The 18,808-nt window shown below is 71.4% G+C and carries 17 protein-coding genes and 1 tRNA gene; 7 read left to right on the top strand and 11 right to left on the bottom strand.

Translation table 11 applies throughout. The features are described from left to right. From glmU to JHD21_RS11535, 5 genes are all read right to left on the bottom strand, one after another. Positions 1-1,160, bottom strand: a 1,160-nt coding sequence (gene glmU, locus JHD21_RS11555; RefSeq protein ID WP_292675087.1) for a bifunctional UDP-N-acetylglucosamine diphosphorylase/glucosamine-1-phosphate N-acetyltransferase GlmU, incomplete at its 3' end; no start/stop codon positions are given. Between the two features lie 126 nt (positions 1,161-1,286). After that, positions 1,287-2,060 carry an SDR family oxidoreductase gene (locus tag JHD21_RS11550; RefSeq protein WP_292675083.1) on the bottom strand — a complete coding sequence of 258 codons (774 nt, stop codon included), beginning with the start codon at positions 2,058-2,060 and terminating at the stop codon, positions 1,287-1,289. 39 nt (positions 2,061-2,099) lie between these two features. After that, on the bottom strand, positions 2,100-5,036 hold the full coding sequence (locus JHD21_RS11545; RefSeq protein WP_292675081.1) for a reprolysin-like metallopeptidase: 2,937 nt from the start codon (positions 5,034-5,036) through the stop codon (positions 2,100-2,102). A 193-nt stretch (positions 5,037-5,229) separates the two neighbouring features. Further along, positions 5,230-5,733 (bottom strand): maleylpyruvate isomerase family mycothiol-dependent enzyme, encoded by a 504-nt coding sequence (locus JHD21_RS11540; RefSeq protein ID WP_292675079.1) that lies wholly within the window; start codon positions 5,731-5,733, stop codon positions 5,230-5,232. Positions 5,734-5,785: 52 nt separating this feature from the next. Next, positions 5,786-5,864 (bottom strand) — tRNA-Gln (locus JHD21_RS11535). A 216-nt stretch (positions 5,865-6,080) separates the two neighbouring features. Between JHD21_RS11535 and JHD21_RS11530 the strand changes: the two genes are divergently transcribed. From JHD21_RS11530 to JHD21_RS11515, 4 genes are read left to right on the top strand one after another with little or no spacing between them, the layout of a single operon-like run. Then, positions 6,081-7,169, top strand: a complete 1,089-nt coding sequence (locus JHD21_RS11530) for an ATP-dependent DNA ligase (RefSeq protein WP_292675076.1) — start codon at positions 6,081-6,083, stop codon at positions 7,167-7,169. A gap of 19 nt (positions 7,170-7,188) precedes the next feature. Further along, on the top strand, positions 7,189-7,746 hold the full coding sequence (locus JHD21_RS11525) for a hypothetical protein (protein WP_292675073.1): 558 nt from the start codon (positions 7,189-7,191) through the stop codon (positions 7,744-7,746). Positions 7,747-7,756: 10 nt separating this feature from the next. After that, entirely contained in the window at positions 7,757-8,539 is a 783-nt protein-coding gene (locus JHD21_RS11520) for a hypothetical protein (RefSeq protein ID WP_292675069.1), read from the top strand. Next, positions 8,536-11,241, top strand: coding sequence for a stealth conserved region 3 domain-containing protein (locus tag JHD21_RS11515; RefSeq protein ID WP_292675067.1), 2,706 nt, complete (start codon positions 8,536-8,538; stop codon positions 11,239-11,241). Before JHD21_RS11520 ends, JHD21_RS11515 begins: the two co-directional genes overlap by 4 nt. A 211-nt stretch (positions 11,242-11,452) precedes the next feature. Here the strand turns inward: JHD21_RS11515 and JHD21_RS11510 are convergent, their stop codons facing one another. The 4 genes from JHD21_RS11510 to JHD21_RS11495 form a co-directional block, all read right to left on the bottom strand. Next, complete coding sequence (locus tag JHD21_RS11510; protein WP_292675065.1) at positions 11,453-12,535, bottom strand: DNA polymerase domain-containing protein; 1,083 nt, start codon at positions 12,533-12,535, stop codon at positions 11,453-11,455. A gap of 98 nt (positions 12,536-12,633) precedes the next feature. Beyond that, a complete protein-coding gene (locus tag JHD21_RS11505) occupies positions 12,634-12,945 on the bottom strand; it encodes a hypothetical protein (RefSeq protein WP_292675062.1) in 312 nt (103 codons plus the stop codon). Further along, entirely contained in the window at positions 12,945-14,168 is a 1,224-nt protein-coding gene (locus JHD21_RS11500) for an acyl-CoA desaturase (RefSeq protein ID WP_292675059.1), read from the bottom strand. The genes JHD21_RS11505 and JHD21_RS11500 overlap by 1 nt, the downstream gene beginning before the upstream one ends. Positions 14,169-14,253: 85 nt before the next feature. Further along, the gene (locus JHD21_RS11495) at positions 14,254-15,327 is read right to left on the bottom strand and encodes a ferredoxin reductase (RefSeq protein WP_292675056.1); all 1,074 of its coding nucleotides are present in this window, start codon (positions 15,325-15,327) and stop codon (positions 14,254-14,256) included. Positions 15,328-15,394: 67 nt separating this feature from the next. On the opposite strand from JHD21_RS11495, the gene msrB reads away from it, so the two are divergent. Further along, positions 15,395-15,814 carry a peptide-methionine (R)-S-oxide reductase MsrB gene (gene msrB / locus JHD21_RS11490; RefSeq protein WP_292675053.1) on the top strand — a complete coding sequence of 140 codons (420 nt, stop codon included), beginning with the start codon at positions 15,395-15,397 and terminating at the stop codon, positions 15,812-15,814. Positions 15,815-15,853: 39 nt separating this feature from the next. Here the strand turns inward: msrB and JHD21_RS11485 are convergent, their stop codons facing one another. Next, a complete protein-coding gene (locus JHD21_RS11485) occupies positions 15,854-16,489 on the bottom strand; it encodes a hypothetical protein (RefSeq protein WP_292675051.1) in 636 nt (211 codons plus the stop codon). Between the two features lie 61 nt (positions 16,490-16,550). On the opposite strand from JHD21_RS11485, the gene JHD21_RS11480 reads away from it, so the two are divergent. After that, complete coding sequence (locus JHD21_RS11480; RefSeq protein ID WP_292675050.1) at positions 16,551-17,102, top strand: hypothetical protein; 552 nt, start codon at positions 16,551-16,553, stop codon at positions 17,100-17,102. A gap of 48 nt (positions 17,103-17,150) precedes the next feature. Here the strand turns inward: JHD21_RS11480 and hemQ are convergent, their stop codons facing one another. Continuing rightward, positions 17,151-17,861, bottom strand: a complete 711-nt coding sequence (gene hemQ, locus JHD21_RS11475) for a hydrogen peroxide-dependent heme synthase (RefSeq protein WP_292675047.1) — start codon at positions 17,859-17,861, stop codon at positions 17,151-17,153. 32 nt (positions 17,862-17,893) lie between these two features. On the opposite strand from hemQ, the gene JHD21_RS11470 reads away from it, so the two are divergent. Next, positions 17,894-18,808: serine hydrolase domain-containing protein (locus JHD21_RS11470; protein ID WP_292675044.1), on the top strand; the 915-nt coding region annotated here is incomplete at its 3' end.

Here is an 18,808-nt window from a genome sequence, read left to right as displayed (position 1 = left end):
CCGATGTTGGTGCCCTCGCCGATCTCGGCGTCGCCGACGTAGGACAGGTGCGGCACCTTGGCGCCGTCGCCGATCTCGGCGTTCTTGGTCTCGACGAAGGTGCCGATCTTGCCGCGGGCACCGAGCTGGGTGCCCGGCCGCAGGTAGGCGAAGGGGCCGACGGTGGCCTCGTCGCCGATGACCGCGAGCTCGCCGTGGGTGCGGACCACCCGGGCACCCCGACCGATCTCGCAGTCCTTCAGCGTGGTGTCCGGGCCCACGACCGCGTCCTCGGCGACCACGGTGGCACCGAGCAGCTGGACACCCGGAAGGATCGTCACGTCCTCGGCGAGCACCACGTCGGCGTCGACCCAGGTGGTCGCCGGATCCATCACCGTGACGCCGTCCCGCATCCAGCGGGTCACGATCCGGCGGTTGAGCTCGGCGCCGAGGGCGGCGAGCTGGGCCCGGTCGTTGGCCCCCTCGGTCTGCCACACGTCGTCGATCGGGTGAGCGCCCACGTGCAGGCCCTGCTCCCGCGCGAGCTGGACGGTGTCGGTCAGGTAGTACTCGCCCTTGGCGTTGTCGTTGCCGATCCGCGGCAGCGCGTCCAGCAGGAACTCGGCGTCGAACGCGAGGATCCCCGAGTTGATCTCGCGGATCGCGCGCTGCTCCTCGGTCGCGTCCTTCTCCTCGACGATCGCCTCGACATCGCCCTCGGCGTTGCGGACCACCCGGCCGTAGCCGTGCGGGTCGTCCACCAGCCCCGACAGGATGCTCACCGCCCGCTGCGCCGCCTCGTGCTCGGCGGCGAACCGCACCAGCGACTCCCCCTGGAGCAGGGGGGTGTCGGCGTACGCGACCAGCACGGTCCCGCGCAGCCGCTGGCCGCTCGAGACCACGGCGTCCATGGCCATCCGCACCGCGTGGCCGGTGCCGTGCTGCTCCTCCTGGACCGCGAGCATCGCCTCGGGCGCCAGCTCGTGGACATGGGCGGCGACCTGCTCGCGCTGGTGGCCCACCACCGTGACGATCCGCAGGGGCGACGTCTCCTGAACCGCGGCGAGGACGTGGCCGATCATCGATCGCCCCGCCACCCGGTGGAGCACCTTCATCGTCTTCGACTTCATCCGGGTGCCGCCGCCCGCGGCGAGGACGACGACTGTCAGATCACCGGGCACCCGGGTCACTCTACGGCGATCGAGGGCCCTCCCGTCCGGCGGTGACGAGGCTGACGAACCCCAGCACCAGCAGCACGTTGACGGCCACCGCCAGCCAGCCGACGTTGCCGATGTGGGCCACCGGCGCTAGCCGGCGAGGTGACCCTGGTCGACCAGCTGGATGCTGCCGTGGATGGCGGAGGCGTCGCCGGAGGCCAGGAAGACCACGGCGGCGGCGACGCTGTCGGCGGTCATGAAGCCGCGCGCGGCCGAGACCCGCATGATCAGGTCCCAGTCCACGCCGTCGGGCGCCTCGATGGTGTGCACCTGCGGGGTGTCCATGCCGCCCGGGCAGACGCAGTTGACCCGCAGCGGCTGGCGCAGGTACTCGACGGCGAGGGCCTTGGTCAGACCGACCACGCCGTGCTTGGCCGCGGTGTACGCCGCCGAGTAGGCCTCGCCCATCACCCCGGCCACCGACGCGACGTTGACGATGTTGCCTCCCCCGCCGTCGGACTCGAGCAGGTGCGGGATCGCGGCCTGGCTGCAGAAGAACGCACCGCCGAGGTTGAGCGCGATGTCGTAGGCCCACTCCTCGTCGGTCACGTCGGTGGTGATCCGGAAGTCGTGCCGGCCGGCGTTGTTGACCAGCACTTCGAGACGGCCGTACGCCGCCACGGCGTCGGCGACGGCCGCCCGGCAGGAACCCGGGTCGGCGACGTCCAGGTGGCCGAACCGCACCTCACCGGGCAGGTCGGCACAGCCGGCGGCGACCTCGGCGAGCCGCTCCTGGTCCCGCGAGGCGGCGTACACCTGCGCGCCCCCGGCGGCGAAACGCTTCACGGTGGCGGCACCGAGCCCGGACGAGGCACCGGTGACGAGGACGGACTTGCCCTGGAAGGCGAGCGGGCCGGAAGACATGGCGGCACGCTAGCGGCCGGGGCGGGTCGAGGGGCCCCGTCACGCCCCGGTCGACACCCCCAGGCCCTCGATCCGCATGGTCGACTTCTTCTTCGAGGTGAGCGTCACGACCTTGAGCCTGCCCGAGACCGGGGTGGCGAAGGATCCGAGGCTGACGACCCTCTGGCTGGCCCGAGGACCCTTCAGGCTGATCGTGGCCAACGTCTTGCCCTGGAAGACCACCTTGACCTTCCCGGAGTTCGGGCCCTTGCCGACCACCAGCGCGAGCTCTCGCGCGTTCGTCACCCGATAGGTCAGCTTCTGTCCGCGTTTGTTCGTGCGCCAGTACTCACCCAGGTAGGCGTTCCTGTTGGGTGTGAGCTTCCACTTGGCGGTCCTGCGCTTCAGCTCGGAGGCCGCCTTGGGCACCGTCGTCGACGTGGTCGCCGGGGTCGCGTCGACGGCCCCTCCGTTGTTCGCCGCCACCGAGAACGTGTGGGTGGTGTGGGCCAGGCCGGTGGCCACGTACGGCGAGGTGCACGGCTCGCTGACGCCGTCCAGGGTGCAGGTGAACGTCGACCCGGCCACCGAGGAGGTGAAGGAGAACCGCGCCGTCTCGGCGAGGTTCCAACGGCCGGGAACCGAGATCAGTGTCGTCTCCGGCACCTGCGGCTCCACGGAGCCCGGTGTGACGGTGACCGGGGCGTCGTTGAGGTCGAAGAACACGTTGTCGACGGCCTCGACCTTGATCCAGCCCTGCGAGGTGGCGATGTTGGGGATGACCACGTCCTGGCTGCCGTCGTTGGGCGTCGTCGCCACGAGGACCTGGTCGAAGGTGGCACCGCCGTCGGTCGACATGGTGATCTTCACGTTCGGCGCCAGGCCGGCGGTCCCGTTGACCGCCCAGGTCACCCGCTGCGTCGACCCCCCGTCGTACGTCGTGGGCGTGGCCTGGCTGGACACGAGGAACGGACCCGCCGTCGGGTCGACCGTCAGCGTCACGTCGTCGTGCTCGGTCCCGCCGCCCTCGCCTGTGCGGTCACGGGCAGTGAGCCGGAAGTGGAGCCGCGGCGGCGAGGCGTTGGCGCCGCTGCCGAGGTAGGCGGCGGTGGGCAGGAACTCCGAGTAGCAGTCGAGGACGGGACCGTTCTTCAGCGCGCTCGTGCCTTCCGCGCCGGAGTAGTCCGACGCCACCGGCGTCGGGCAGGAGCCGGTCGCCGCGTTGGTGTTGCCGGCCGTGATCTGGGCGATGTCCGGGAACGTCCGCACCGGGCTGGTGGTAGCGAGGTTCTGACCGGGCGAGTGGTAGAGCAGCGTGTCGGTATCGGACACGTCGGCGAAAGTGCCGAAGACCCGGAACAGCGGCCCGGTGGCCTTGGTGTTGTCGGTCAGCTGCACGCCGGCGTCGGCGCCTACGTCGTTCTGCTCCCACAGGTAGATCAGCGGGTCGCCGTCGGAGTCGGTCGCCGAACCGTTGAGGGTGAACGGCGTCCGGATCGGGATGGTGACGTCGGCAGGCGCCGTGACGACCGGGTTGTGGTTGGTCGTCGTGACGACCTCGAAGCCGCCGCGGGTGTCGGTGATCGGGTCCGCGGGTTCGCTGTTGACGTAGTCGCTGATCTCCGTCTGGGTGCGCTGGCTGAAGTAGGGGTCGGTGTGCGGCTGGAGGTCGTCGGCGGCACAGATGCCGGCGTAGGCCATCACCGAGGAACCCGACCCGGGCTCGACCGAGCTGCCGCCGGTGCGGTTGCCGCCCGAGCAGTTGCCCTCGGTCCCGTTGAACGTGTGCGGGCCCGCGAACTGGTGGCCCATCTCGTGGGCGACGTAGTCGATGGCCATGAAGTCACCCACGGGGCTGGACAGGCCGGTGCACCCGCCGGCCTTCTGGCCCTGCTGACCGACCACGCCGAGGAAGGCGACGCCGCCGCCGTCGACGCCGAGGGCGATGTGGCCGATGTCGTAGTTGAGGGGGCCGATCAGGGTGTCGACCGCGATCTGGTTCTGCACGATCGCGTTGGGCAGGCAGCCCGTCAGGCCGACGCCGGCCAGGCCGGCGGCCGCCTCCCGCGCCGCGTTGTTGAGGTTGAGCAGCAGGTCGGTGTTGTCGACCAAGACCATCTTGATCGCGAGGTCGTCGTTGTAGATCTGGTTGACCCGGTTCATCAGGGTCGTCTTGGCGGCGAGGACCGCTGCGTTGGAGGCCGGCAGGTCCAACGGGTTGGTGTTCAGTCCGGGGGCGAAGAACTCCGCGTAGCTCGCGTCGGTCACCAGCGCGAGCCGGTAGACGCGCTGGACCACCACCTCACCCGGTCCCTCGCCGACCCGCGGAGCCGCGGCTCGGTCCGAGTGAACCTCGTCGACGCCGTGGACGAGCGGCTCGCCGGTCTCCGGGTCGAGCACCTCGTCGGGCAGGCGAGCCGCCTCGGGGAGCGACGCTCCGAAGTAGGACACGTAGAGGCTCGTGTCGTCCAGGTAGGCCGGGTCGACGTACCAGGACGCCTGCCCGTCACGGACGCTGGCGTGAAAGCCGAACGGCGTCGTGTCCAGCCGGATGCTCGCGGCGTACCCGTCGGTCACCGACGAGCCCGCGTAGGTCCTGATGTCGGGGTGGGCCGCCTGGAGCTCGTCCTCCATGATCGGCGACTCGACGACGGCGAACTCGATCAGCTCACCGGTCGGCGCCGGCACGGCGATGGACACCGCCTCGGGCCGGCTGGGGTCGCTCAGGTCCTCCAGCGGCGCCAGGGCGAGCCGGTCGGACATCTGCTCCGCGTTCAGCGTGAAGGCGCGGTAGTCGGACGGGTTGACCATGCGGCGATGCCCGTCCTTGGCAGGGAGCAGCTTCTGGGCGGTCGGGCGCCAGAGCCCCGACGGGTCGACGACCGTGGGAGCGGCTGCCGTGGACGGCGCCCCACCCAGGACGGCCGTCGTCGAGAACACCAGGGCGAGGAGTCCGGTCCAGGCGCAGATGCGCCGGCCGCGGCGGGAGAGGGGCACGAGGGTCCTTGGGGCTTCGGTGGTCCGAGTCGGTCGACGACGCGCCTTGACGCCGCCCCGGGACGCCGGTCGCGCACAAGCACGACCTACAGGGCCCGGATTGTCTGACAACGTGGAAGTCGTGGAGAAGTCACGCAGCCGGGACGAAGGCCGTACGACGGGGTCCGACCACGCCGCGACCGCCTGCGGCGGGTCAGACGGTGCGACCGGCGAAGGCGGCGAGGCGCCGGTAGACGTCGGCGCCCTCCGGGGCGGGCTGCTCGGGCCCGAACGCGTCGCCGCGCATCTCGGGCTTCATCGAGGCCGACATGAACTCGAGGCCGGTCTCGGCCACCTCGGGGTCCAGGCCGGCGGTGTCCCGTCCGAGCGCGGTCGCCAGGTCGTAGGCGTGCACCGCGAGCTCGGCCGCCGCCATGCCCGTGGGGAAGGAGTCGCTGCCGGCGAGCGCGTCCACCAGCGCGCGCCCCTCGGCCTCGAGGACCGTCGCGGGGTCGTCGTGGTGCGCCGCGTTGGCCCAGTCAGGCGCCCCACCGTGCGCCATCGTCGCCATGCCGGCCGTGCTGTTGACGATGTGGTCGCTCAGGTCGGCGACGGTCCACTCGGAGCACGGAGTGGGTCGCTGGAGGTCGTCGGGGCTGACCGCCCGGAGCAGCTCGACGCACTGGTCGAGGCCGCGGGCGACGATCGAGGTGGTCATGGCCCATGTCTACCGCTCCGCACGGACATCGGCGAGGGCAGCGCCACACGAGCTCCCCGGGTAGGAGTCGAACCTACGTCGCTAGTCCTGATTCAAAGTCAGGCGGGCCCTGCCGGCAGACCAACCGGGGAATGACAAAACCTTAGGGCCCGCTGGCGGGGCAGCACCTGAGGGCCGGCAGACCAACCGGGGAATGACAAAACCTTAGGCCCGGCGCGGCCCGGCAGGTTCATCAAGGGATGTCGGCGAACCAGCACTTCCCGCGATGAGCTCGCCGTGGGAAGTGTCGGCCCACCAACATCCCTTGATGAACCGGCGGGCGGCCGCGGCTGATTAGGCTCCAGCACGTGGACCTGCCCGTCATGCCACCCGTCCAGCCGATGCTCGCGAAGTCGGTCAAGGGGATCCCCGACCCGGACAAGTTCGGCGGGCTGGTCTTCGAGCCCAAGTGGGACGGGTTCCGCTGCATCGTGTTCCGCGACGGCGACGAGGTCGAGCTGACCAGCCGCAACACCAAGCCGCTCACCCGCTACTTCCCCGAGCTCGTCGCCGCGATCAAGGAGCAGCTGCCGGAGCGGGTCGTGCTCGACGGGGAGATCTTCGTGGCGGTCGGCGACCGGCTGGAGTTCGAGGTGCTGCAGGAGCGCATCCACCCCGCCAAGAGCCGCGTGGACATGCTGGCGGAGAAGACGCCGGCCGGGTTCGTGGCCTTCGACCTGCTGGCGCTGGGCGACGAGTCGTACGTCGACCGGCCGCTGTCCGAGCGGCGCGAGGCACTCGAGGCGGCTCTCGGACACCTCGGGTCCGGCGGCCCGTGCTACCTGACCCGGACCACCACCGACCCGGCCGAGGCGGAGCGGTGGTTCGAGCACTTCGAGGGCGCCGGCCTGGACGGGGTCGTCGCCAAGCCGCTGAGCGCGACGTACACGCAGAACGGCCGCACCATGCTCAAGATCAAGCACGCCCGCACCGCGGACGTCGTGGTCGCGGGCTACCGCGAGCACAAGAACAGCACGCCCGAGCGGCCGCTGCTCGGCAGCCTGCTGCTCGGCCTCTACAAGGACGGGCAGCTCCAGCACGTCGGGGTCAGCGCGTCCTTCACCGAGGCGCGGCGGGCCGAGCTGATCGAGGAGCTCCAGCCGCTGGTGTGCCCGATCGAGGAGCACCCCTGGGGTCACTGGCAGGAGTTCCTGACCGCCAACCCCGACCGGGTCCCCGGGACCCAGAGCCGCTGGAGCCAGGGGAAGGACCTGTCGTTCACCCCGCTGCGGCCGGAGCGGGTCCTCGAGGTCGGCTACGAGCACATGGAGGGGCGCCGGTTCCGGCACACCGCGCACTTCAAGCGGTGGCGCGAGGACCGCGACCCGGAGTCGTGCGGCTACGAGCAGCTGGACGAGCCGGTCTCCTACGACCTCGGGGAGGTCCTGAGCGGGTGACGGCGGCTAGCATCGCGGCGTGTCCGAGACCGCGCCAGAGACCCAGCCGTACGCCGTCGTCCTGCTCGTCGAGGAAAACCTGACCGCCGAGGACGCGGCCCGGATCCACTCGCTGCACGAGGGCATCGAGGGCCCGGTGGCCTACCACGTGCTGCTGCCCCTCGACGACGGCGCCGCCCGCGTGCAGGCCGCGATGGGGAGCATGGGCGGCCCGGACCTGGTGCCCGGACCGCCGCTGCCGCTGCTGGACATCGACCCGGCCGAGGTCGTCGCCGAGGTCAAGGAGGCGAGCGAGAAGGAGCTGGCCAGGGCCATCGAGGTGCTCCAGGCCGCCGGCGCCACGGCGACCGGGACCCTGGTGACCGGCGACCCCATCGACGCGCTGGCCGCCAAGGTCGCCGAGGTGGACGGGCGCGAGGCGATCATCCTGACCGAGGAGCACTTCGTCGCCGAGCTCCTCCGGCTCGACTGGACGTCGCAGGCGCGCCGGCGGATCGAGGTCCCGGTGCTGCACCTGATGGAGCAGGAGACCTTCAACGAGCAGGCCGGCGGCGGCGAGGGCGTCTCGGGCCTGTGAGGCTGCGCTCTTGAAGTGGGCATCCCGACGTCGCGGGGAGGGTCCGGTCGCGGCGTACGCCGGCATCCTCGACGGCCGCCACCTGTGGCTCACCCTGGAGTCGGGCGGGACCGCTGAGCTGCACGGACAAGGTCAGGTCGTCCCCCTCGGCGAGGTCACCGACCTGCTCGAGGTGCCGCTCGGCGACTACCGGGTCCTGTGCGAGGGCCGGCCCGTGTGGGCGAGGCCCTTCGCCCCCGACCCCATCCGCATCCCTGTCTCGCCGGACGGCCGCTCGCAGCTCGTGCTCGAGCGCGACGACGACGGCCACCTGACCGTCGGGCGACGACAGACCGAGCCGACCGCGCTGCTCGAGGCCATCGAGCTCCGCGACGGCGACGTCCACCTGACCCTGGTGCCCCCTGGCGAGGTCGCCGTGGGCACCCACCTGCTGCTCCTCGACGGGGACGACGAGCCGCTCGACCAGCTGCCGGTCACCGCGCACGACGGACGCGTCGAGACGCTGCTCGGCGTCGCCGACCTGCCCGCCGGCTACTTCGGGGTCGTCCGGCTGGCCCTCGGCACCGAGGACGCCTGGGTGCGGATCCGGCGCCGCCGCAACGACCTGGCCGACCCGCACCGGGCCGTCCTGCTGCCCGAGCTCCACGACACGACGGACCCGGAGGCCGAGGAGGACTGGCCGCGCGCCCGGTTCCGCTGGAACCCGGCCTCCCACCTCGTCCTGCGGGTGCTGGACCCCGACGACCAGACCCGTCCCGGCGCGACGGTCACCCCGATGGCGGTGGCCCGGTGAGGATCGCCTACCTCGTCCTCTCGGCGTACGCGGTGGGGGGCACCGAGCGCGCCGCCATCACGCAGGCCAACGCGCTCGCCCGCGACCACGACGTCACGGTCATCAGCGTGCTGCGGGCGGCCGACGAGCCGCACTACGCGGTGGACGACCGAGTGACGCTCCAGGCCTTGGTCGACGCCCGCCCCGACGTCGAGCGGGACCCGCTCCTCGACTCTCTGCTCGATCGGGAGTCGGTCCTGGTCCCCCGGCGCTGGGACGGCCAGTTCTCGGCCGCCACCGACGTCGCCCTCGAGACCGCCCTGAGCCAGGTCCGCGCGGACGTCGTCGTCACCGTCACGCCGGCGCTGCTGGCCTGCGCGGTCCAGCTCCTCCCGGACGGGGTCGTGGTCGTCCACCAGGAGCACCGGTCGTCGTCCCAGCGCACGAGCGGCATGGAGCCGCTGCTCGCCTACGCGCCCCGCGCCGACGTCGTCGCCCTGCTGACGCCGTCGATCGAGACCTGGCTGCGCGACGAGCTCGGCCCGGTCGCGCCCGAGACGGTGGTCGTCCCCAACGCCCTGCCCCAGGGAAGCGCACCGGGACAGGCCCCACGGTCCCTGCTCGACGGCAACCTCATCGTGACCGCCGGGCGCCTGGTCATGGAGAAGCAGTTCACCAAGCTGGTCGCGGCCTTCGGGGAGGTCGCCGACCAGATCCCCGACTGGCGGCTGCGCATCCTCGGCGTCGGCCACCAGCGGCCGCACCTGGTCCGGGAGACCCGCAAGCGCGGTCTCTTCGACCGGGTCGAGCTCCCGGGCACGGTCAGCGACATGCGTGGCGAGTGGGCCAAGGCCAGCATCTGCGCCCTCAGCTCCCGCGCCGAGGGCTTCCCGCTGGTGCTGCAGGAGGCGATGGCCGCGGGCGTCCCGTGCGTGAGCTTCGACTGCGCCTCCGGGCCTCGCGAGATCGTCGAGCACGAGGTCAACGGCCTGCTCGTCACCCCGGAGTCCGTGGCCGGCCTCTCCGCCGCGATCCTCCGGCTCGCCACGGACGACGAGCTCCGGACCCGGCTGGGGGCGGGAGCGCTGGCCTCCTCCGTGCAGTACGACGCCGACACGATCGCAGCCCGCTGGGTCGAGGTCTTCGAGGCCGCCGTCGCCCGCCGCGCCGGCCGCCCCCGGTTCGCCGCGCTGTCGACGGTGCCGCCGCGCCCCGGCACCGCCGCGCCAGCCGTCGAGGACGCCCGGCAGACCCCCGCGCACGTGCGGCACCTGACCCTCGCCGCCGCCGTCTCCTGCGCCCGGGCCACGGGCGACGAGTGGCTGGTCATCCCGCCGCACGAGCGCGAGTCCGCGGTCGTGGTGGTGCCGACCGAGGCCCGGCACCGGTTCCTCGGCGCGCTGGCCGACGCCGGCCTCCCGGCGTACGTCTCCCTGCGCGACCCCGCCAACGCCGGGTGGCACGAGCGCCGCGGGGTCGTCTCCGAGCTGGCCCGCGACCTCCAGCGCGGCCGCACACCCGTGGTCGTCCTCGAGCCGTGGCCCCTCGGCCCCGACGGGCTGCCGAGCGTGGTCGGGCAGGGCTGCTCGGTCGAGGTGGAGTTCTGGGAGACCAGCACCGACGGGCAGCTGGTGGCGCCGCGGCTCAACCCCTACACCCAGCGCATCCCGCGCGGGTTCGAGACGGTCGAGACCGAGGTCGAGGGGGTCACCGTGCGCACGCTCCCCCTCATGACCGAGCCGACCGTCGACGAGTGCACCTTCCCGGTCGACGTGGTCTACACCTGGGTCGACGGCAACGACCCGGTGTGGAACGCCGCCCGCGAGCAGCGGCTCGCCCGGCTCACCGGCACCGGGTCCGCCGAGACCGCGCAGACCCGGGAGTCCAGCGGCCAGGCCCGGTTCGTCTCCCGCGACGAGCTGCGCTATTCCCTGCGCAGCGTCCACCTCTTCGCCCCCTGGGTACGCCGCATCCATCTGGTCACCGCGGGGCAGGTGCCCGACTGGCTCGACCTGGACCACTCGTCGGTCACCGTGGTCGACCACAGCGCGATCCTCCCCGCGGACGCGCTCCCCACCTTCAACTCGCACGCGATCGAGACCTCGCTCCACCGGGTCCCGGACCTCGCCGAGCACTTCGTCTACTTCAACGACGACTTCTTCCTGGGCCGGCCGATCCGCCCGGAGGCCTGGTTCAGCCCGGCCGGCCTGCCGGCGACGTTCGTGGCGCCGACGACCGTCGGTCTCAGCGACCTCCCGGACGCGCCGCCCTACCTCAAGGCGGCCTGGAACAACCGCCGGCTGCTGCTGGGCGCGTTCGGCCGGGCGCTCACGCACAACCTGGCGCACGCGCCGTACCCGCACCGGCGGTCGGTCCTCGAGGAGCTCACCGAGCGGTTCCCCGAGGCGCTGGCCGCGACCGCACGGTCGCCGTTCCGCTCCGACGGCGACGTGTCCACCCTCAGCTCGCTGGCCCAGCACTACGGGCTGATGACGGGCCAGTCGTTCGTCGGCGAGTCCTCTCGGGCCTACGTCAACCTCTCCAACAGCGACCTCGACTGGCAGCTGAAGAAGACCCTCCAGCGCGACCAGGACTTCATCTGCCTGGCCGACCACCACGACCACGCCCTGAACCCGGTGCGGCTCAACCGCACGCTCAAGGCCTTCATGGAGGCGTACTTCCCGGTGCCGGCCCCCTGGGAGAAGCCCGGCCCGTCGCAGTAGCCGCAGGTCAGCCCCGGATTGAAAAACGATCTGGAACGTGTTCTTATCGAGTCCGACGGGTTCACTAGAAACCGTCGGAGTGCCCATGCGGGGGTCCGGGGGGACATCTCGTGAGTCGGCTCGTCGGGGGACGGGTCCGATCTGGCGCTTCGTACGGGTTCCCGCCCGAGGCGTCAGTGGGGATGCGCCGGGCGGGACCCGTCAAGCCACGTCACGGCTCGATCCGGTTGCCGTCGGCGTCCCAGTGCGCCTCGACCTTCTTGCTGGGCTGCACCCGCGGCGGCTCGCCGGGCATCTTCGGGTAGTCCGGCGGGAACGGCATCTCGCCGCCGGGCAGCTCCTCCCACAGCCGGAGCAGCGGCTCGAGGGAGTACGCCGTGTCGTCGATCGACGCCCACGGGTCCCCGTCGGCGAGCCGGTCGGGCACCGTGAACAGGTTGAAGTCGCGCGGGTCGGTGACCTCGGCGAGCTCCGCCCATGTCATCGGTGTCGAGACCGGCGCCCCGGGCTTCGGCCGCAGCGAGTACGCCGACGCGATCGTCCGGTCGCGGTTGTTCTGGTTGAAGTCGACGAAGATCCGCTCCCCGCGCTCCTCCTTCCACCAGTCCATCGTCACGCCGGCGTCGCGGCGGGCGAGCTCACGGCCGAAGCCGATCGCCGCGTGCCGGACGTCGGTGAACTCCCAGCGCGGCTCGATCCGGACGTAGATGTGGATGCCCCGGTTGCCCGAGGTCTTGGGGAAACCGCCCAGTCCCAGCTCCTCGAGCAGCTCCCTGGCGACACCGGCGACCCGCTGCGCGTCGGCGAAGGTCGTGCCCGGCTGCGGGTCGAGGTCGATGCGCAGCTCGTCGGGATGGTCCACGTCGTCGCGGCGCACCGGCCACGGGTGGAAGGTCAGCGTGCCCATGTGCGCGCACCACACGGGCACCGCGATCTCGGTCGGGCAGATCTCCTCCGCCGTCCGCCCCGAGGGGAAGGTGATCTCGACCGACTCGAGGTAGTCGGGAGCGCCCTTGGGGACGCGCTTCTGGTAGAACGCGTCGGCGTCGCGATCGGCCCTGCCGGTCGCGAGCTGCATGCCTTCGCGTACGCCGGACGGCCAGCGCTCCAGCGCGGTCGGACGGTCCCGCAGCGCGCGCATCAGGCCGTCCTCGACGCTCGCGAAGTACTCCGCGACCATCAGCTTCGTCACCTCGCCGGTGCGCTCGGTGGCCTCGTAGATCACCCGGTCCGGGCTGGACACGCGGACCGTGCGGTCGCCCGCCTGGACCTCGACGGCGGCTGCCTTGGGCATGGGACGACCCTACGGTGGTCGAGGCACCCACGCGCCACGGCCGGGCTCGAGTCCCAGCACCGGCTCACGAGGTGTCGAGGCCCGCCGGCGCACGCACCTCAACCAGCGATGAGACTGACCGGCTCGAAGCGGGGTTCGCGGTCGAGGTCCTCGCGAGCCGGGCGCACGAACTCGAACGCCGCCGTCGTGACCAGCCGCCACCTGGGGTCGGAACCCGGCGCGCCGCGCAGCTCCTCAGCACACCCGACGTGCATCGGCGGCAGGTGGAAGGCGTTGCGGGCGACCTCGTCGGGCGTGCCCAGGAAGGCGATCGGACGTCCCAACGACATCGCGCAGCCCCCGCAGATCCGGGACAGGGCGCACTGGATGACCCAGCTGCGCTCGCGGACCCGCGAGGCCTCGGTCAGCATCAGGACGCCTTCCTCTCGGTCGACTTCGAGCGCGACCACACCCCCAGCTCCTTGATCCGCGAGGGCCGCTCGTCGTCGGACTTCCGCTTGCGGGTCCGGGACGGGGTGGGCGGCTCCGGCTGGTCGCTGGAGGTCCAGGAGTTGGGCACCGACAGCTTGATGATGGTGCGCAGCGCCTGGCCGTACTGCTTGTGCAGGGGTCCGGTCGTGTACGGGATGTCGTACTTCTCGCAGAGCGCCCGCACCTTCACCGAGATCTCGGCGTACCGGTTGCTCGGCAGGTCCGGGAACAGGTGGTGCTCGATCTGGAAGCCGAGGTTGCCGGACATGATGTGCAGCAGCGGGCCGCCCTTGAAGTTGGCGGCGCCGAGGATCTGCCGCAGGTACCACTCGGCCCGGGTCTCGTCCTCGATCTCCTCCTCGGTGAAGTGCAGGGCACCGTCGGGGAAGTGGCCGCAGAAGATGATCACGTACGCCCACAGGTTGCGGGTCAGGTTGGCGGCCGCGTTCGCCGCCATCGTGGTGCGCCACTTCGGCCCGGCGAGCACGGGGTAGACGACGTAGTCCTTGAGCGCCTGGTTGCGGCCCTTGCGGACGATCTGCTTGAGCTGCCGCTTCATCTCCTTCGGGTCCTTCTCGCCCTTGCGGATCCGCTCGATGTCGAGGTCGTGCAGGGCGACCCCCCACTGGAACAGCGAGGCGAGCAGCGCGTTGTAGACGGGCTGCCCGAGGTACATCGGGTGCCACTTCTGCTCCCGGGCCATCCGGAGGATCCCGTAGCCGATGTCGTTGTCGTAGCCGAGCACATTGGTGAACTGGTGGTGCACGTAGTTGTGGCTGTGCTTCCACTGCTCGGCGGGCTGCGCGGTGTCCCACTCCCAGTTGGACGAGTGGATCTCGGGGTCGTTCATCCAGTCCCACTGGCCGTGCATGACGTTGTGGCCGATCTCCATGTTCTCGAGGATCTTGTGGAGGGCCAGCAGCGTGGAGCCGGCGACCGCGGCGGGGATCCGGGTCCGCTTGGAGTGGGTCCCCAGCAGCAGCGTGAGCCGGCCGGCCACGGCCAGGCCGCGCTGGATCTTGATCAACCGGTTGATGTACGCCGCGTCCTTCTCGCCGCGGGACTCCTCGATGTCCTTGCGGATCGCGTCGAGCTCCCGCCCGAGCTGCTCGATCTCCTCGTCGGTGAGGTGCATGTACTCCTGGACGTCGCTGATGGCCACTGGGTGCCTTCCTTTCCGAGGTTTCGAGACGCTCCCAAGGCGATGGGTGCGTGCGCACGGTGGGCCTCCTCAACCACCGAGGTGGTCAGATGTCGAGCGTGCAGTCGCCCACGGCGGCCGTGATGCAGGTCTGCACCGGCTCGTTGGGCTGTCCGAACTCGTCGCCGTTGCGCAGGTCGCGCACCTTGCCGGAGACGAGCGTGAGCGTGCAGGTGTGGCAGATCCCCATCCGGCAGCCGAACGGCATGCCGATGCCGGCCTCCTCGCCGGCCTCGAGCACGGTGGTGGCGCCGTCGGTCTCGACCGTCTTGCCGGAGTTGCGGAACGTGATGGTGCCGCCCTCGCCTCCGTCGCCCCCCAGCTCGAGCGAGAACCGCTCGAGGTGCAGGTGCTCCTCGAGCCCCGTGGTCTCGAAGTGCTCCGTGATCGCGTCGAGCATCGGGCCGGGTCCGCAGGCGTAGGTCTCCCGCTCGCGCCAGTCCGGGCAGAGCTCGTCGAGGTCGGCGAGCTCGAGCATGCCGTCGGTGTCGGTGTAGAGCCGGTGCACGGTCAGGTGCTCGTGCTTGTCCTCGAGCTCGTCGATCTCGCGCTTGAAGATCATCCGCTCCTCGGTCGGCGAGGAGTAGTGCAGGACCACGTCCGGCATCGAGCCACGCCGGTCGAGCGTGCGCAGCATGGCCATCACCGGCGTGACACCGCTGCCGCCGACCAGGAACAACACCTTCTCCGGTGGTGGGTCCGGCAGCACGAAGTCGCCCTCGGGAAGGGCGAGCCGGACGATCGTCCCCGGCTCCAAGCCCTTGACCAGGTGGGCGGACATCAGGCCCTCGGGCATCGCCCGCACGGTGATCGCGATCGTGCGGCCGGACCGCCTGGGGGCCGAGCTCACCGAGTAGGACCGCCACTGGAACTTCCCGTCGACCTGGACGCCGATGCCGACGTACTGGCCGGGCTTGTGGTCGTAACGCCAGCCCCAGCCAGGCCGGATCACCAGCGTGGCGGCGTCCTCGGTCTCGGGGACCACCTTCTCCACGCGGCCGCGCAGCTCGCGCGAGCTCCAGAGCGGGTTGAGCAGCCGCAGGTAGTCGTCAGGCAGCAGTGGCGTGGTCAGCTTGTCGCCGGCGCGGCGGACGCGCTCCCACGGGATCGTCCCGGACATCTGGTTCAGTGAACATGTGTTCTCCCACTTCGTCAACCACCCTTGCGGGTATTCGTAGGCTGATGGGGTGACCTACAACGTCGACAAGAGCGACGCCGAGTGGCGCGCGGAGCTCTCTCCCGAGGAGTACCAGGTGCTCCGCCAGGCCGGCACCGAGCGCGCGTTCACCGGTGAGTACACCGACACCGAGACCACCGGCGTCTACCGCTGCAAGGCGTGCCAGGCCAAGCTGTTCGAGTCCGACACCAAGTTCCACTCCGGATGCGGGTGGCCGTCGTTCTACCAGCCGCTCAGCGACACGATCGAGTACATCGAGGACACCTCGATGGGCATGAAGCGCACCGAGGTGCGCTGCGCCAACTGCGGCTCCCACCTCGGGCACGTCTTCCCCGACGGCTACGGCACGCCGACCGGCGACCGCTACTGCATCAACTCGATCAGCCTGACGCTCGAGCCGGCGGACGCCGCCGATTCGTCCGCGGTCTGACCGGGATTCCGCCGTTCGACGTCGCAGACGAATCCGCGCTCAGCCCACGTCCACGAGTGCACCGCTCACGACGACGACCCCCTCGCCGTACGTCGCGTCGGCGTAGTCCTGGTAGGTCCCGTCGTCGTAGGTGACGTCGACCAGCACGTGCCGGTCGGCGCCGTAGGCACCCTGGACGCCGGGCACCTCCATGAGCTCCTCGGCGAAGCCGGCGAGCTCCTCGTCGGTGTGGTCCTGCGAGGGCTCGGGGTACGTCGGGGGCTCCTCGGGCATCGGGTCGTAGAGCGCCGCCGGGATCGCCTCCGACACCGTGAACGCCTCGCCGTCCCAGGTCCCGGTGACCGCGAAGGTGCCCCAGCGGACCTGGCCCTGCTGCTCGAACATCCCGTCGACCGACGACCAGTCCCAGTTGGTGATCGCCGGCCCGCCGCACTGCGGCGGGTAGGACTCGGCGATCGGCCCGAGGCAGAGCTCGACGAGCTCGTCCTCGGTGTCCGCGTCCATCACGGTGACCAGCTGACGACTGCGGACCTCTCCGGGTGCGGCCGGGACCCCGGTGGGCGCCTGGGCGCCACCGCCTCCGGACGGCCCGGGATCGGTGGCGATGTCATCGCCGCCGGAGCCGCATGCCGTCACCGACAGCAGGGCAGCACCCAGCGCAAGGGCGAGCTTCATGGCCCTGGGACGGGCGTGGCGCCGCCACGGTTCCGGGACGGCAGAGCGTTAGGTTGGCCCCATGTCTCGGTCACGCCGTTCCCTCCCGTTGCTGCTCGCCGGTGTCGTCGCGGCGACAGTGCTCGCCACGCCCCCGGCCGGTGCCGCGTCCCAGGTCATCACGGACCCGGCCGGTGACGGCACCGACGGGCCGCGCCTCGACATCACCCTCGGGGCGCTGGCCAACAAGGACCGGATGATCCGGGTCGGCGTCGAGTTCGTGAAGGTCGCATCGGGGGATCTCATCGTCTTCCTCCAGGCGCGCGGAGGTGGCGGCGTCTACCGCGTGGTCAGCGAGCTCGACATGAGCGGCGAGGACTCGGCACAGAGCGACTACCTGCTCGTGCCCGGGAGCCAGGAGCCGGTGACCTGCCCGGGGCTCAAGGTGCGCTGGGACGACGCCAAGGACGTCGCGGTGGTCCGGCTGCTCTCCCGCTGCCTGGACGACGGCGACTACGGCGCCGTCCGCTTCAAGGTGCTCACCGAGATCGGGAGCGACACCGACCTGATGCCCGACACGACCGGAGCCAGCGGCAACGTCTTCCCGTGGAGCGGCTGGGTCGCTCGCGGCTAGGGCTGGCGCCTGCGGGGCCGCCGGTCAGGCCGACGGTCGGGCCGCCGGTCAGGGCAGCCGGTCGACCAGGTCGGCGACCGTGGCCAGCGAGCCGGTGTAGAACGGGATCTCCTCGCGCACGTGCCGGCGAGCCCCCGACCCACGCAGGTGCCGCATCAGGTCGACGATCCGGTAGAGCTCGTCGGCCTCGAACGCCAGGATCCACTCGTAGTCGCCGAGCGCGAAGCTGGCCACGGTGTTGGCCCGCACGTCCTTGTACTCGCGAGCCATCTGGCCGTGCTCCTTGAGCAGCTGGCGGCGCTCCTCCTCCTCGAGCAGGTACCACTCGTAGGACCGGACGAACGGGTAGACGCAGACGTGCCGCTTGGGCTCCTCATCGGCGAGGAACGCCGGCACGTGGCTGCGGTTGAACTCGGCCGGCCGGTGCAGGGCGAGCTGCGACCAGACCGGCGCGAGACGGCGGCCGAACGACGTACGCCGGAAGCGGTGGTACGCCGCCTGCAGGTCCTCCGAGGTCGGCGCGTGCCACCACACCATCACGTCCGCGTCGGCCCGCAGGCCGCTCACGTCGTAGACGCCTCGAACCACGACGTCGCCCTCGGCCAGCTCGGCGAAGAGCTTCTCGACCTCGGCGCCCTCGGCGGTCCGGTCGGCGTCCTCGCCCAGCACGTCGTCGAGCCGGAAGACCGACCACATGGCGTAGCGGATGGAGTCGTTGATCTCCCGCACTCGGGCGGCGTTGGACTGCGGCTCGCTCATGGATCCATTGTGCTGTGCGACAGGATCCTCCCGTGTCCCGGACCCTGCAGGAGCTCCTCGACGGTCTCGGCGACCCGGGAGCGGCGGCTTGCGTGGTGCGCGACGGGGCGGTCGTCGACGAGGGAGTCACCGGCACCCTGGACGGCACCCGGCCGTGGACCAGCGACACGCTGGTGATGACCTACTCGTGCGCGAAGCCGCTCGCCGCGCTGACGGTGCTCACCGCCGTGCGGGACGGTGCGCTCCGGCTGGACCAGCAGGTGTCCGACCTCTGGCCGGCGTACGCCGCGCACGGCAAGCAGGCGACGACGGTCCGGCACGTGCTGGCGCACCAGGCCGGTCTGCCGGCGTTCCCCGAGGCCGCCGCGGACGTCGCGTTCGACGACCGCGAGGCCCTCGTGGCCCTGCTCGAGGACGCCGTCCCGGTCCACGCGCCGGGCCACGCGTGCGCCGAGCACGCCCTCACCTACGGCCATCTGTGCGACCAGCTGGTGCGACTGGCGACCGGGGAGGACCTGGCGTCCCGGTTCGCACTGCTGGCGGCCGAGCACGGCTGGGACCTGCACCTGCGGGTCGCCGAGCGTGACCTGACCCGGGTGGCCGACCCGGTGGCGCACGACCCCGACTGGCCCGCGCGCTATGCCGACGACACGCGTTGGGGTCCGGCGATGACCCGACCGCCCGGTCTGCTCGACCCCGAGGTCCTGGCCGGCACCAGGTGGCGCGCCACGCCGTTCCCGGCGGTCAACCTCCACGCCAGCGCCCGCGGGCTGGCGACGTTCTACGGCGCCCTCATGGGCGGCGAGGTGGAGGCCTTGCTCGGCCGCGACCTGTACCGCGAGTACGTCGGCTCCCAGGTCACCGGGCACGACCTGCTGCTCGACCGCGAGGTGACATGGACGCTCGGCTTCCAGACCGACGAGGACGAGATCGGGATGGGCGGGGCC

This window comes from Nocardioides sp., assembly GCF_016462705.1.
Classification (GTDB): domain Bacteria; phylum Actinomycetota; class Actinomycetes; order Propionibacteriales; family Nocardioidaceae; genus Nocardioides.
The sequence above is the reverse complement of the archived record's forward strand: the minus strand, read 5'-3'. Positions and strand labels throughout refer to the sequence as shown.

Bases quoted from the DNA above. Each gene is read 5' to 3' on its own strand.
- JHD21_RS11550 (WP_292675083.1), bottom strand. From the start codon at position 2,060: ATGTCTTCCGGCCCGCTCGCCTTCCAGGGCAAGTCCGTCCTCGTCACC.
- JHD21_RS11540 (WP_292675079.1), bottom strand. From the start codon at position 5,733: ATGACCACCTCGATCGTCGCCCGCGGCCTCGACCAGTGCGTCGAGCTG.
- JHD21_RS11510 (WP_292675065.1), bottom strand. From the start codon at position 12,535: ATGCCCAAGGCAGCCGCCGTCGAGGTCCAGGCGGGCGACCGCACGGTC.
- JHD21_RS11505 (WP_292675062.1), bottom strand. From the start codon at position 12,945: ATGCTGACCGAGGCCTCGCGGGTCCGCGAGCGCAGCTGGGTCATCCAG.
- JHD21_RS11495 (WP_292675056.1), bottom strand. From the start codon at position 15,327: ATGTCCGGGACGATCCCGTGGGAGCGCGTCCGCCGCGCCGGCGACAAG.
- JHD21_RS11485 (WP_292675051.1), bottom strand. From the start codon at position 16,489: ATGAAGCTCGCCCTTGCGCTGGGTGCTGCCCTGCTGTCGGTGACGGCA.
- JHD21_RS11480 (WP_292675050.1), top strand. From the start codon at position 16,551: ATGTCTCGGTCACGCCGTTCCCTCCCGTTGCTGCTCGCCGGTGTCGTC.
- hemQ (WP_292675047.1), bottom strand. From the start codon at position 17,861: ATGAGCGAGCCGCAGTCCAACGCCGCCCGAGTGCGGGAGATCAACGAC.